This is a genomic window from Paludibaculum fermentans (genome assembly GCF_051172195.1).
Classification (GTDB): Bacteria; Acidobacteriota; Terriglobia; order Bryobacterales; family Bryobacteraceae; genus Paludibaculum; species Paludibaculum fermentans_A.
The window spans coordinates 82,411-96,257 of record NZ_JBPJAQ010000004.1 but is presented as its reverse complement, the minus strand read 5'-3'; the positions used below and the strand labels follow the sequence as shown (position 1 = coordinate 96,257).

At 60.1% G+C, this 13,847-nt stretch carries 7 protein-coding genes and 1 pseudogene; 2 read left to right on the top strand and 6 right to left on the bottom strand.

Annotation, left to right across the window (positions count from 1 at the left end; all coding sequences use genetic code 11):
- Position 1: 1 nt before the first annotated feature.
- The 4 genes and pseudogenes from ACR9Y2_RS37165 to ACR9Y2_RS37150 all read right to left on the bottom strand — a co-directional run.
- Positions 2-913, bottom strand: a complete 912-nt coding sequence (locus tag ACR9Y2_RS37165; RefSeq protein WP_435046976.1) for an RraA family protein — start codon at positions 911-913, stop codon at positions 2-4.
- A gap of 54 nt (positions 914-967) precedes the next feature.
- Positions 968-2,614, bottom strand: coding sequence for an L-lactate permease (locus ACR9Y2_RS37160; protein WP_435046975.1), 1,647 nt, complete (start codon positions 2,612-2,614; stop codon positions 968-970).
- Positions 2,615-3,403: 789 nt separating this feature from the next.
- Positions 3,404-4,111, bottom strand: coding sequence for a hypothetical protein (locus tag ACR9Y2_RS37155; protein WP_435046974.1), 708 nt, complete (start codon positions 4,109-4,111; stop codon positions 3,404-3,406).
- Positions 4,112-4,619: 508 nt separating this feature from the next.
- Positions 4,620-4,751, bottom strand: a pseudogene (locus tag ACR9Y2_RS37150) (DUF4372 domain-containing protein); the annotation flags it as partial.
- Between the two features lie 236 nt (positions 4,752-4,987).
- On the opposite strand from ACR9Y2_RS37150, the gene ACR9Y2_RS37145 reads away from it, so the two are divergent.
- Positions 4,988-5,314, top strand: coding sequence for a hypothetical protein (locus ACR9Y2_RS37145; protein ID WP_435046973.1), 327 nt, complete (start codon positions 4,988-4,990; stop codon positions 5,312-5,314).
- Positions 5,315-5,503: 189 nt separating this feature from the next.
- Here ACR9Y2_RS37145 and ACR9Y2_RS37140 read toward each other — a convergent pair whose 3' ends face one another.
- Complete coding sequence (locus tag ACR9Y2_RS37140; RefSeq protein WP_435046972.1) at positions 5,504-7,438, bottom strand: DUF3857 domain-containing protein; 1,935 nt, start codon at positions 7,436-7,438, stop codon at positions 5,504-5,506.
- On the bottom strand, positions 7,428-9,404 hold the full coding sequence (locus tag ACR9Y2_RS37135) for a DUF3857 domain-containing protein (protein WP_435046971.1): 1,977 nt from the start codon (positions 9,402-9,404) through the stop codon (positions 7,428-7,430). Before ACR9Y2_RS37135 ends, ACR9Y2_RS37140 begins: the two co-directional genes overlap by 11 nt.
- 1,734 nt (positions 9,405-11,138) lie before the next feature.
- Here ACR9Y2_RS37135 and ltrA point away from each other — a divergent pair.
- Positions 11,139-12,623, top strand: a complete 1,485-nt coding sequence (gene ltrA, locus ACR9Y2_RS37130; protein ID WP_435044871.1) for a group II intron reverse transcriptase/maturase — start codon at positions 11,139-11,141, stop codon at positions 12,621-12,623.
- Positions 12,624-13,847 lie beyond the last annotated feature (1,224 nt).

Below are 13,847 nucleotides of genomic sequence, written 5' to 3'. Positions count from 1 at the left end.
CTCAATTCCCTCGCGGTTTCATCCGCATCTTCGAACCCTTTGACTCGGCGAATTTGTTGAATTCGTCAACCATCTTCTGCGACCACCCGGCATCCACTTCGCCTGGCGTGTACTTCTGCTCGCGCAGCATCTGGTGGCCCCAGGTGTCGCGCAGTTGGGTCAATTCGCTTTCATCCGCTACCTTCTCGGCCAGCTGCGCGGGGATGAACGTGATGCCATCGGGATCGCTCACCACGATGTCGCCGGGCAGCACCGTCACTTCGCCGATCCGGATGGGTACGTTGATGCCGGTCAACATGGCTTCGGCGATCGCACTGGGATGGAAGTCCCGCGTGTAGACCTGGAATCCCGGAATGTCCAGGATGCCGGTTGGATCGCGGACAGCGCCGTTCACGACGAGACCGGTGCCGGTCTTCGTCATGATGGAGGTGGCCAGGTTGTCGCCGATGATGGTGCCGTCCTTGATTTTGCCGTAGAGGTCGACCACCATTACGTCGTCTTTCACCAGCGTGTCGATTACCCAGGAGTTCTGTCCCCGTCCGACACGCCCTTCCTGCTTGCCGTGATCGTTGATGAAGTTATTCACGTCCGGCCGCAACGGCATGAACTGGGCCGTCACCACGCGCCCCACCAGGCGCTTGCCGGGCGTCACGTTGAGTGTCTTCCAGCCGCCCTCAAACTGCAGATGATAGCCCGCTCCCCGCATGGTGCCCCAGGCTTCTTCCGCGCTCGTCGTCTTCAGCCGCTGGACAACAGCATCCGGCACCTTGGGCCGGCCGTCGGGGAAGCGCTCCCCTTTCCATTCCCGCGTCAGGTCGACGCGTTGTTCCTTGCTGAACATGCCCAACTGCGCGAATAGCGGGCATGCGAGCATAGCCGCAAGCGCTGCGGCAAGCGGTGCGAGTCGTTTCATACTTGCCTGTCTCCTGTTTTCTATATCAGAGAATCAAGGCCGGAGTCCGGCCGATTACCAGAAATGATGATTGTGAGCGACCATGCCGGGCAGGACGTAGGCGTACAACGTCACGATGAGCCCGATTAGCGCCGCCAGGACAAGACCGTGTTTGAAGACGGCCCGGAAGAGGTCGCCCTCCCGGCCTTCGATGCCCGCGGCGACACAGGCGATGATCAGCGACTGCGCGCCCACCATTTTGCCCATCACGCCCCCGGTCGAGTTGGCGGCGGCCATCAGTACGGGGCTCAATCCCAGCTTGTTGGCCGTCACCACCTGAAGATTGCCGAAGAGCGCATTCGAGCCCGCGTCCGTACCGCTGAGCGCCACGCCCATCCAGCCGATGAGTGTCCCGAATATTGGATAGAACACGCCTGTCTTTGTCATGGCCAGTCCCATGACGGCGTCCATGCCGCAGTACCTCACGACATATGCCAGGCAGATCATGGCCATGATGGCCAGGAATCCGGTGCGCATTCGATAGCACGTCTTGCGGAAGACGCGGAACGTCACGGGGATCGACAGGCCGAGTACGGGTCCGGCCACTACGCCTGCCAGAAACGTCGCCGTCCCGACCGAGGCCAGCCAGGCGAAATCGAAGATGGCCTTCTCCTGCACGTCCGTCGTCACCACAGGCGCCGTCCGCGTCACCAGCAGGTGCAAGCCTGGGACCGGCACCTGCACGCTCGTCCCACTGATCGCTTTCTTCACGGGCGGCAGGCCCCAAAGTACAACGAATGCAGCGATGAGCAGGAAGGGCGACCACGCATGGAAGACCTGGCCTGTGGTGTACTTCTTCCAGACGGTTTTGGCTTGGTTCCGCTCCTCCGGAAAGCGGAAGACTTCCTTCGGCTTCCAGATCTTGAAGAAGACCGCGCAGATCAGCAGCGCGCCCATGCCGCTGACGATATCGACGAGGGAAGCGTCGATGAAATTGGACCAGAAGAACTGGAGCCCGGCGAAGCCCACGCCGGCGGCCAGGCAGCCCGGCCAGACCTTCCAGGTGTCTTTCCAGCTCACCTGCGTCTTCACCATCCAGAAGGGAAGGATCAGCGCAATGGGCGGCAGGATGCGGCCCATGGTCGCGCTCAGGTCGGATTCGGGGAGGCCGGTTACGGCGGCCAGGGTGCGTACCGGATTGCCCATGCCGCCCCAGGCCACGGGGGCTGTGTTCGCCATGAGGCAAACGACCGCCGTTTCGAAAGGCCGGAAACCCAGACCAATCATCATGGAGGCTGTTACCGCCACGGGAGCTCCGCCGCCGCCCGCGCCTTCCAGCACCGCACCGAACGCGAAGGCGATCAGCAGGAGTTGCAGACGCCTGTCGTCGGTGAGCCCGCCGATGGAGCCCTTGATGGTCTCGAAATGGCCGCTTTCCACGGTGAGGTCATAGACGAAGACAGCGCCCACCACCACCCAAGCGATCCAGAAAGCGGCGTAGACAGCCCCATGCGCCGTCGCGCCCAGGACCATCGTGGGCGGCATGCGGAAGACTACGAGAGCCACCAGGATCGCGGTCACCAGGCCGGAGATGGCTGCCCAGTGGCCGGCGATTTTTTTGATAGCGAGGAGATAAAAGAGCACCAGGACGGGAAGCGCCGAGACGATCGTGGAGAGCACTTCGTTATTGAGAGGATTATAATTTTGAACCCAAGTCTGCATGGTGGGAGTAGCCAGAACGAAGCGGAATCTTATCACATGCCACCCCTGGGGATAACCGGTGAGCGGCGGTTGTCGTGTTTATTGCGAGAGCACGAGGGACGGGGGGTGTGGCTGGCGGCTTCGTTTCGTCACGTTGCGGCTACGGTTGGGGCGGTGTCGGTTCCACTGAGCTCTTCTATTGAGAGAAGAGAGTCGGCCAGGGGGCCGACTGCGGACGAGGGCCTCCGCCCTCCTTCCGGAGGCCTTGGGCTTTGGGTTGGACGGCGGCTTCGTTTCGCCGGGGTGCCTGTCGCTCAGGCTACGGGTCGCGCTGCTGAACCGAGTGGGGGCTTACGGTGGGTATCCGCGCACTTACGTTTGCGGCTCCGTTTGCGCGCGTGGCCCAGGCTGCGGGTCGCGCTGCTGAACCTAGTGGGAGCTTACGGTGGGTATCCGCACACTTACGTTTGCGGCTCCGTTTGCGCGAGTGGCCCGGGCTCCGGGGCGCGCTGCTGAACCTAGTGGGAGCTTACGGTGGGTATCCGCGCACTTACGTTTGCGGCTCCGTTTGCGCCCGATGCCCGGGCTCCGGGGCGCGCTGCTGAACCTAGTGGGAGCTTACGGTGGGTATCCGCGCACTTACGTTTGCGGCTCCGTTTGCGACCGTGGCCCAGGCTCCGCCGGGGTGGCGGGGTACAGGTTTGATTGTCAAAGAGCGTGGCCGGAGGGGTTCCGGCTGGGGGTGAACGGCGGCGGCGCGCGTCAGCGGCTTCGTTTCGTCCACTTGCCGAACTTCTGTTGGCGTGGTGTTCAGAGGCCGGCAACGTCGTAGTTCATGTTGGGCAGGCCGTCCGGGCCAACCAGATTGGCTTCGTTGCGTGGAACCCGGATCGGCTGGAGGTCGGCGATGGGGTCCTGGTTGTCCGGATGGTTGGAATCGATGCCGGTGGTGAGGTGTTCGAGGGCCCGGCGAGGGCGGCCGTAACCTTCGTAGAAGAAGAGCTCCTCGGTGTTCTTGGTCAGGCGGGTGACTTCGGCCAAGGGGACGTTCTCGCGGATGCCTTTGACGACATCGGGGTGCTGCTGGCCCAAGGCGGCGCGCTCGGTTTGGAGTCTGCTCAGCTCTTTGATGGCGCGATAGAGGCCACGTTCGAGGTCTCGGCGGTAGCAGGCGTAGCGTTCGAGTTCGCCGGCGTGGGTGTTGGTTTCGGCCAATGGGTCCGTTTCGGCAAGAATGATGCATTCGAACGATTCGATGCGGCGCAGGTTCCAGGTGTGGGTGAGGATGCGGTGGAAGATCTCTTCTTCCAGGCAGTTCGCGGGCCTGGTGTCGAGGCGAAGGGCGGCTTCGAGGGTTTGGAATTGAGCACGGTCCTCGGGCGTGATGTTGAGGTGCTGGGCGGTGAAGCCGTGGCTGCGGGCGTTCTGGGATGAACGGGCCTTGCCGTCGATGGTGACGGGGCCGGTGGACCGTTTCGCATTGGCCTGATTGGCGTTGATCTGAGCTGCGGTTGCCATAACTAAAATCTCCTTGTCAATGAAAAATGCCGGCGTAGGTGCCGGCGCGATTCCACTGTAGCTGGTGGGGTCAAGGGATAGTGGCCGTTTTGGAGAGGTGGGTGTTGAATTGAAAGGAAATATAGATTTTCGGCGCCTGTGACTGAAGAAAGCTTAATCCGGGAATTGGGGGAGAAGTGAGGTCGGGGTGAGGGGATTTGCGCGGCTTGGCATCTCCTCAGAAATCTCGGGGTTGACCTTTGCCAGGGGATTCTGGTTGCAGGTGCCCAGTACGGGTGCATCTCTTGGATCTGCTGGTTTAGTAGGGAAAGCTGGGGACAGTCGCATCCGTCACAGCGGGGTTTTCCCCTTGCTGATTGCAGACTGATTCATACTTTTTGTGGGATATGGCGCAGAGTTCGGCCTTCCGGGCGGGTTGGAGGTGGCGGTCGGGGCACCGTGGCTGGCTTGGCGCCGGAAGAGGGGGCGAGAACCGGATGGTTTGGCTGAGTTCCTGGGTGAATACCCCTCAATTGGGGGCGTAGTTTTGGTGTTTCGCGGTGGGATGGGTCAGGCTGCGGGGCTCCCGGCAAAAGAGCATGGAAACGAACTGGGTCCAGCAGGTGAAGCCCTTGGCGGAGCGCCCGGCGCCGTGCTTTTGACGAGAGCGGCGAACTCGTTACGGGGGAAGTGGTGCAGCAGTTGATTGAAGAGACTAGCGGCTTGTAGGATTGTCTTGCCCTCCTTGGGTGTGGTGCGGGCGCGGTCCCGGTGAGAAAACGAAACTGCGCAAATACCTAGTTGTAAGAGGGCACCCCTCTCAGTCATCCAACCGAGCCGGATTCGGGGTTCGCGGACTTATCTTGGACAAGAGTGATCATGGAGGCAGGAACCTGTATGACCATTGATTCTCGATTCTCAAAAGACCAGTTTCGGATGGCGTTCGAAAGTAATCCGAGTTCGCGCCACGTTTCGGATCAGTTGCAGGCCGAGGCCCTACAGCTGCTGCAAGAAGTTGTGGCCCCTAAAGTGAATGAGATTGTTACGCGGTTGAATCAGCTAGGCCACCAGTTGAACGAATACTATCCGCCACAGCCAGGCGATATCGGGTTTCGCGATGATCGGGAAAGGGATGGTAGATATGAATGTGACCTTCGCTTAGGCGTGGATATAGTGGTGTCGGTTGGATACCACGACACAAGAGATGTGCCTGACGATTATTAATGAAGGTGAGCGCTACGCCTGGTCTTCCGACCCCTGCTGGGCCCGCTGATTTCTGAACGGAATCCCGAAACCGGCCATACCACCGCGAGCATCACCATCACGTACGGGAAAGGAGACATCCTGACCCGTTTTTTGAAAGAGGCTGCCCCCTCTCCCTAAAGCGATCCCAGGCGGGGAGCGGAAGAGGCGTTATCGAACCAGCACGACGGGTGCGTTGGCGGAGCCGCTGATGGTGTCGAGGAACTTCTTGAGTTCGGTGTACTGGGCGGAGGGCACGGTTTGGGCGGGCAGTTCCAGCGTGCGGCGGAACTGGATGACCTGGCCTTCCTGGGTCCAGGCGGCCTCGTACTTCCCGTAGGGCGAGTCGATGTGGACGGGCGAAGGAAGTTCGTCGACCTTGAACTCGGCCGGAATCTGGACGCGCACGGTTTCGTTGAGGGCGTCGGTATCGACGACGACGGGGTATTTGCGGGTTTTCGAGACCAGGCGCCAGTCGTCGTACTCAAGGAGGCCGGCCTTGAAGATCAGCATGCGGGGCTGGGGCCGCTGGGCGAAGTGGGGCGAAGTGAAGTGGCCGCGGACCACGAACTGGTCGGCCGTGTCCTCGATTTCGAGGCTGGAGGAGGTGGCGCCCTGGATGCTGCGGCCGATCCAGCGCTCCATGCGCTTCTCGTAGTCGGTTTTGCCGACGGCGCGGAATTCTCCGACGGCTCCGGCGAGGGCCTCACCGGTGCGTTTATCGGTGAACTTGCCGTCGATGGCGCCCTCGGCGGAGAGGACGGCCTCCACCAGGCGATGGTGGGCAGCGGCGACGGGTGGGGCGGAAGGCGCGCGGACGAGGCCGCCATCGCCGGGCGCGCCGACGAGGGCCAGGCTGTCCTGTTCGTGATCGGGCAGGAAGCCTGGTTTGACGTAGGGATTGGTGGGATCGAAGAAGAGGAGGCGGCCGAGTTTGGGGTGATCGAGCACGGCGGGTTCGCGGGTGTCGGGGGCGACGCGAATGGCGGAGATGGCGTGATTGAAGGCGCCGAGGGACGGCCACTCCTGAGTGACGTGGGTGCGATCGCCGGAGTAGATGGCGACGGGGTAGGCAGTGATGCCGACCGCCTTGAGCATGGCGCGGGTGAGGTTCGCTTTGTCCTTGCAGTCGCCGTAGAGCTTGCGGAAGACCTGCTCCGCCGCATGCGGACGGTAGCCGCCGCCCTTGGCGAGGTTGGTCTGGACGGAGACGTAGTTGACCTGCTGGGTGAAGCGGCCGATGGCGCGGATCTTGTCCATTTCGGTGGCGGCGCCCTCGACCAGGCCGCGGGCCTTGGCGGCGATGAGTTCGCCGGGGTCGGAGGAGGAGTCGTTCAACTCGGCCAGGAGTCTGGCGGCATCGGTCCAGGAGAGAACGGGATGTTTGCCGCCGGGGCCGACGAGGTTGGCGCCGACCCAGGGTGCGACGCTGAGAAAGCTGGGGGCGGCGGGTTCCGGTTCCACGGCGGGGAGATTCTCCATCTGCCAGGTGTAGGTGCCGTCGGAGAGGGTCTCGGCCGGCGCACCGTTGAAGGCTTTGGAGCGGACCTCCCAGCCCGCGGGGAGAGTGACGAGGAAGCGGGCCAGGCGGACGGGGGTGCCGTCCTGAAAGTGGAAGGCGAGCTGATTGGCGAAGGACTGGTATTCGATGACGGACTCGTAGGCGAAGATGGCGCCCGGTTCGGCGTCGCGTTTGCCGGAGACGAAGCGGCGCCGGCACTCATTGTAGATGTCGTTGCCGGCGCAGGCGACGTCGAGGATCTCCTCTTTGCCGTACTTCTTGACCTTACCGGAGGGGGGCATCATCCAGGCGCGGAAGTCACGCACCTTACCGGAAACTGAGTCGTAGGAATCGAAGAACGCGACATCGCCGCCCTGGGGGTTGAGGATCTTGATGGCGGTGCGCGTGGTGGTGGTGAGGCGGCCGGTTTCGGCCATGACGGTGTGTTCCTCATTGAGGAGCACGACATTGTTCACCTTGGCCGGATAGCTGGGGAGCGTGACGGCGCTGAGTTCCTTGAGCCAGGGTGGAGTTTCGTCGGCCGCCAGGAGCAGCCAGGGAGCGACGATCGCGAGTGCGCCAAGGCGTAGTGCCCTATTTGGCATCGGCGGCCGCCTTGAGGGCAATTGTGTAGCCATCCTGCTCCTGCACGAAATCGAAAATCTGCTTCAATTGCGGATAGGCCACGACCGGGAAGATGATGTGCTTGTTGGCACCCCATTCGAACTTGCGGTGGTAGATGAGTTTGCGGCCGTCCACGGTTTTCCTAACTTCGACGGAGTAGTTGCCGACATCGGAGATTTTGGAACTGACGGGCTTCACGGGCTGGTCGAATTCCCAGCCTTCGGGCAGGTCGATGTTGATCTCATCGTCCTCGGTCCAGCCGTAGCTGAAGTAGACATCCCATTTGCGGTTGGTCTCGTTGAAGACGGGAGTGGTGTTGCGTTGGAAGTAGGCGGGTTGGAGCAGGATGCGTTTGCCGGTGCGGATGGCGTAGGCGGGGACGGTGACTTTGTGTTCGACGACGAAGGGCGTATAGGGGTCAGACACGCCGGGCATTTTGAAGTCGGCCAGTTCCGCGGTGCTGAAACGGTCCTGAATATCCTTCTTCCAGTCCTCCTCCTGCTGCGAGGGCGTCATGTCCTCGTAGTATGACTTCTGGCCTCGGGCGGCATGACCGGTGTAGGTGTAGCGGACAGTGCCCTCGAGGGAACCGTCGGGGAGGAGTTTGAAGTCGCCGTGGCGCTGACGGAGGGAGAGGGCCGGTTCGGAGTAAGGAGTGTCGACGAAGAAGCCGCCCTTGGGGTCGGAGATGAGCGCGTGGCCGAGTTCTTCCTGCCAGCGAAGCATGCCGTGGGCGAGGTAAGGCGTAGAGGGGTCAAAGAAGGCCCATTGGTCATTGACTTTCACGGCAACGCTGAAGTTGTTGAGGAAGTAGGTGAGCGGCAAGCTCATGTTGAAGAACGTGTCGCCGCGGTCACTGAGCCGGGTGATGCGCGCGTCGAAGCCGGCGGCGTTGGCGAGGGTGGCGAAGAGCAGATTGATATCCATGCCGCTGCCGGCCTTCTGTTCCAGGGTGTCTCCGGGGCCGTTGTTGTCCTTGAGCGCTTTGCGTTCAGCGGCGGTGAGGTGGACGGTGCGGCTGTCGAGATTGCGGATCCGGGTGCGGCAGAACTTCTCGATGACGGCGATTTTCTCTTCGGGTTTCTCGACGCCGGTGACGAGTTCGGCGGCTGTGCGTTTGACCAGCCCATCGGCCTTCATACGCTGTTTGAAGCGGTTATGGTCCTCGCGGCCGACGGATTTCCAGTATTTTTCGGCATCGATCTTCTTGTCTTCCTCGTAATAGACGAGCATCCAGGCGCGGAGCTGATCTTCGGGGGGCGAGTAGCGCTCATCGCGGAAGGCGGGCATATTGCTGAGGCTGACGCCGTAGAATCCGTTTGGTTCCTGCTTAAAGGGGGGCACCTGGCAGTTCATGGGCAAGGTGCGCATGCCGTAGGGGAGCCAGGGAAGGCTCAAGGGTTTCAGGTGGTAGGTGACGCTCCACAATGGCAATTCGCGCTGAAAGTAGAGGCGCAAGTGGGAAGCGATTTCGTTGTCGCGGATCTCGCGGTAGCGGTATTCGATGATGTCGCCGACCTCGACGTTGGGCATGGTGAAGGCTTTGCCTCGGACCTTGAGGCCCTTGGTTTTGGCGAGATCGCGGTCGAAGATGGAGTCCTTTTTCAGCTCGATGATGGTTCCGTTGGCCTTGATGGTGCGGCCGGCGACATCCATGATGCGGCGTTTGCCGGACTGTTCGAGCTCGACGGTGGCGTACTTTTCCTTGCCACGATCCGTGAAGATCTTGATCCGGATGTAGTGGTTCATCGTGAGCTGGAGGTCGGAGCCAGTGAGGCTATCCTCGATTTTGATGTCCCAGAAAATGGCTTCCGCGTCGGCACCGCTCTCGACTTTGGGTGTTTTCTGGGCCAGTTCATTGGGATCAATTTGGCGCCAGTCGGCGGCAGGGAGCAAGGAGGAAAGGAAGAAAACGAGGAGAGATGTTACCGATATGCGAGCGTTCATAGGACCTCAGCGAGTCAACCTGTGTCTACTGTAACCGATCCAGTGGTCGCGCTACCGCATAAACTGGCACGGCAAGAATAATTACACGCACTTAATGGACTGTGATTTCCCGTCGGCTTGCGAGCCAGGACGCCCAGAACGATCCAGGCGCGAAGGTGGGCATGCAAGCCAACCAGTAGAAGATGAAGATAGTTTTACGACCAGGCAAACACTATGTGGCAGGGCACGTAATCTTCACAAGGTTAGTATGAATAGAGCAAGCTTAATGTTGAAATTAGGGGAGAAGTGGGGTGGGGCGAGGGGGCTGGTGAGCGGATAGGCTGTTCGGAGTCGTTGGGAGACGTTCCGGGCCGGTCGTTCGCTGGTTCGCGGTTTGGGAGTGATTGTGGCGGCCGGATTCCGATTGGGGCGGCGGTGCGGACAGTTGGGGATGTTTGGCGAGAGGGAAAGGTCGACGTCCTGGCATGTCACGCTCGTATTTGGATGACGAATAATCATCCTGTAGCGTACTGATTGAGCAGAATGCCTCGACCCGCTCGATTCATTGCGCCAGGTGTAGAGCATCACATTACCCAACGTGGTACTGACCGCCAGTCGGTGTTCCATTCCCGCCGTGACCGGTTGACCTACCTGAGCTTGTTAAGGGAACAGGCGGCCGTCAGCAACCTTCCGATTCAGGCTTATTGCCTGATGGCCAATCACAACAGCCGGATTGCGGTGCTGCTTGAGGTGCCGGTCCTGTCAGCCTGTGGCGGAAGTCGCGGCTAGCGGGACTTCCGCCACAGACTGACAGCCGAAGTGTTGCAGCGGGTGCACGGCCGGTACGCGCAGTATTTGAACGCTCGCCGGGGTCGTTGTGGGCGTCTTTGGCAGAACCGGTTCAATGCATTTCTGTTGGGTGCATCGCATCTTTGGGCGGCGTTGCGCTCTGGGGAAAGGAACCCGGTTCGGGCCGGACTGGTGACAGACCCTCGGTGCTATGAATGGTCCAGCGCTGAGGCTCACCTATCGGGGGAAGATCGGGAGCGGATTGCGGACATGTCGTTGTGGCGCGCAGCGGGTGCCGCTCCCGCTTGGGCGCGCCTGTTGAATGAGCCGGAAGTGGAAATCGGGCTTAAAGCGCTGCGCTGTGCGACACACTCGGGTCAGCCGTTTGGAGATCAGGCGTTCACGAAAGAAATGTGCGCGCAACGGGCTGAGGTTTGGGCAGAGGTGGCCGGAGAGTTGGCTCCAGCGAGAGAGGTTGAGGTACTGAGCGACAGAGGGTGAATGAGGCGGAGATAGTGTAATCGGAAGTGGTCGCACCGAGCCGAATACTGGAGTGTATGGTCTGGAAATAAATGTAGGCAAATCGACAGTGACAGACCAGGACGTCCGTGCGCCGGGATAAACCGGCATGCAGTAGGGAATGAGAGAGTCCCACAGGAAAGGAATAGCGAACCACCTGGCCTCGAGTCTTGCGGGGCGCGTCGTGAGGCGCGAGTCGAAGCGTAGACAGAGGTATCAGTGGGCTGGGTATTGAGCTTCGAGAATGAATTCTGGGATGCCGACCCTGTGGACGTTAGGGGAAGGCTACACGCCGGCAGTCGATAGCGCGAGACCTCCGGTGATCCCACGTAGTCGTAGACCCCAGGCACGCTGAGAAACTGCATGCACGAGAACCGGGAGACCTCGTCGCTGGCTGCACGGAAACGGAGCAGTCCGGCCGGTGAAGGCGGCAGCCGCAAGACCGGCATGAATGGCGATGAGGAGTCGGATTGCGCCGTAGTATCGATGAACCCCTCGAACAAAGCAACGGAGCAACAGGCCGAAGCCGCGGAGAGGGAGGAGAAAAGGGCGCGAACCAAGGAGAACACTGACCCGACCCACACACCACCGGCACAGGACGGGAGAGGGGTGTCACAGGGTTTGGCCGGTGTGCGCAAAGTAGCGAAGGAAAGGAAGCAGGAGCAGTTCACCACGCTGCTGCACCATCTGACGCATGATCTGCTACGGACGAGTTTTTACGCGTTAAAGAAGAACGCGGCGCCGGGAGTGGACGGAGTCACGTGGCAGCAGTACGAGGAAGGGCTGGAAGGTCGGCTTGCCGATCTGAAAGACCGGATTCACCGGGGAGCGTACCGGGCGCAGCCTTCAAGACGGATCTACATACCGAAGGCGGACGGGCGGAAACGCCCGATCGGAATTGCGGCGCTGGAGGACAAGATTGTTCAACAGTCCGTGGTGACCATCCTCAATGAAATATACGAGGTGGACTTTGGGGGATTCAGCTATGGGTTTCGGCCCGGGCGGAGTCCGCACCAGGCGCTGGATGCCTTGAGTGTGGGCATCCGCCGGAAGAAGGTGAACTGGGTTCTGGATGCGGACATTCGCGGGTTCTTCGACCAAATGAGCCACGAATGGACGATCAAATTCATCCAACACCGAGTCGCCGATACGCGCATTCTACGCCTGATCCAAAAATGGTTGAAGGCTGGGGTGAGCGAGGACGGCGAGTGGTCGGAAACGAAGGTAGGCACTCCGCAAGGGGCGGTGATCTCGCCGCTGCTGGCGAACGTGTACCTGCACTACGTGTTCGATCTGTGGGTGGAGGCATGGCGCAAGAAGGAGGCGGAAGGCGACGTTGTCGTTGTCCGCTACGCGGACGATCTTGTGGTGGGGTTTCAGAGTCGGGAGGAAGCCGAGCGATTTCTGGAGGACTTCCAGACAAGGCTGGCCAAATTCGGGCTGGAATTGCACCCGGAAAAGACGCGACTGATCGAGTTTGGCAGATTCGCTCAGAACAACCGGCAGCAGCGCGGTGAAGGCGAACCGGAGAGCTTCACGTTTCTGGGGTTCACGCACCAGTGCGGGAGCAACAGTCTCGGGCGATTCACTATCTGGCGGCGCACGGCGAGGAAACGCTTGGAGGCAAAGCTGCAGCAAGTTAAGCAGACGCTTCGCGAGCGGATGCACGAGCCGGTGCCGAAAGTGGGGGAGTGGCTCGGGCGTGTGCTCAACGGTTTCTACCAATACCATGCAGTGCCGGGCAACTGGGCGAGCCTGGACCGATTCCGCGAGCGCATCGGACGTTATTGGTGGCGCGTATTAAAACGGCGCAGCCAGAAAGCCCGAGTGAGCGCGGCGCGGGCAACTCGACTCTTCGAGCGCTGGCTGCCGCGCCCCCGGCTACTGCATCCACATCCAGCAGTGCGCTTTGACGCCAGATATCCAAGGTAGGAGCCGTATGCGTGAGCAGCGCCAGTACGGATCTGTGCGGGGGGCGACCAGCGATGGCCGTCCCTACCGCGACCCTTTTCCTGTTGGAGTTTTATCAAATAGAACAAAGTTATCCACAACATACCACTTAGCGATATCCTCCCGCGAACCTCTTGCTTTCTAAATCGAACCATGGTATACTAAATTGCCCTATAAGGAGGGGCATCATGAGACAGACAGGCGCAGGCCCGCCGGGCAAGACGAAATTGGATGAGATTTTGGTTGACTCTTTTATAAATTTTTCAATATTGATTCTTTATAGAAGAGAACACCATGGCGAGCCGGAAGCCCAGTCAGGCTAAAACGCCGCCTATAAAACCTAGCAGGACAAAACAGCCAGCTAGGCATAGTAAAACGATCGAAAGAAAGACAAACGCCGGTAAAGAATTTGCAGAAGATAAGTCATGGCGGGAGACTGCAAAGCGAAATCGAGTACAAATAGCGATAGGCATCTGCTCATTGGCGATATCGCTATTGAACTACTTCCATCAGGCACCTGCCAGAGCAAGTCCATCAACAGAAGTTCACATTTACATTGTTTTGCATTCGGATTCGACAATTAGCAATTATAGCTCCTGCAGCGATAAACGCTGAGGCCAATATACAGTAAGAGACAACCCCCAAGGGCAAATGACGCCCGATGGGGGTTTTATTTTTGATACCTACTTTCACCTAAGCGGAGCGAATGACCTACTACGATTTGGCCGCGCTAGACACCCCTAGACCTTTACAACCCGTCAGATTGCAGGGTAGTAGCCTACGCAAACCAGTATTTCCCGCCGCCGAGCGGGTTAGTTGCAAGCAGTCAGGGCGTGCCTATCCGTGTCCTGAATTGTTGTCTGCTCAATTGTGCCGCGTTCTCCCGGCTTAGGTGCAGATGACGGTCCCCCGTTGTCAGGTCGGGACAGAGCGGGGACTGAATCTACATCCAAGACGGTCTCAGCCGAAGTTGTTTGCCCGAATCTGCTGATAGCCAGGTGTTGGCGAACTTACAAACACAAAAGCGCATCCACTCGCACTCCGGACTTGCCGGCGCGAGTGAAGGGGCTCTTGAGTTGGTTTTGGTACTGTCTTGCGAACTGCTCCGCCTCTTGCCGCGTGCTGAAGGAAAACTTCGCACCGCATGCCATACACACACCGGCCTCGATGTCCGAGGGGGTGATGGTGTGGGCATACGCTATGCAG

Excerpts from the sequence above, each read along its gene's own strand:
- ACR9Y2_RS37165 (WP_435046976.1), bottom strand. The coding sequence starts at position 913 with ATGAAACGACTCGCACCGCTTGCCGCAGCGCTTGCGGCTATGCTCGCA.
- ACR9Y2_RS37160 (WP_435046975.1), bottom strand. The coding sequence starts at position 2,614 with ATGCAGACTTGGGTTCAAAATTATAATCCTCTCAATAACGAAGTGCTC.
- ACR9Y2_RS37155 (WP_435046974.1), bottom strand. The coding sequence starts at position 4,111 with ATGGCAACCGCAGCTCAGATCAACGCCAATCAGGCCAATGCGAAACGG.
- ACR9Y2_RS37145 (WP_435046973.1), top strand. The coding sequence starts at position 4,988 with ATGACCATTGATTCTCGATTCTCAAAAGACCAGTTTCGGATGGCGTTC.
- ACR9Y2_RS37140 (WP_435046972.1), bottom strand. The coding sequence starts at position 7,438 with ATGCCAAATAGGGCACTACGCCTTGGCGCACTCGCGATCGTCGCTCCC.
- ACR9Y2_RS37135 (WP_435046971.1), bottom strand. The coding sequence starts at position 9,404 with ATGAACGCTCGCATATCGGTAACATCTCTCCTCGTTTTCTTCCTTTCC.
- ltrA (WP_435044871.1), top strand. The coding sequence starts at position 11,139 with ATGAATGGCGATGAGGAGTCGGATTGCGCCGTAGTATCGATGAACCCC.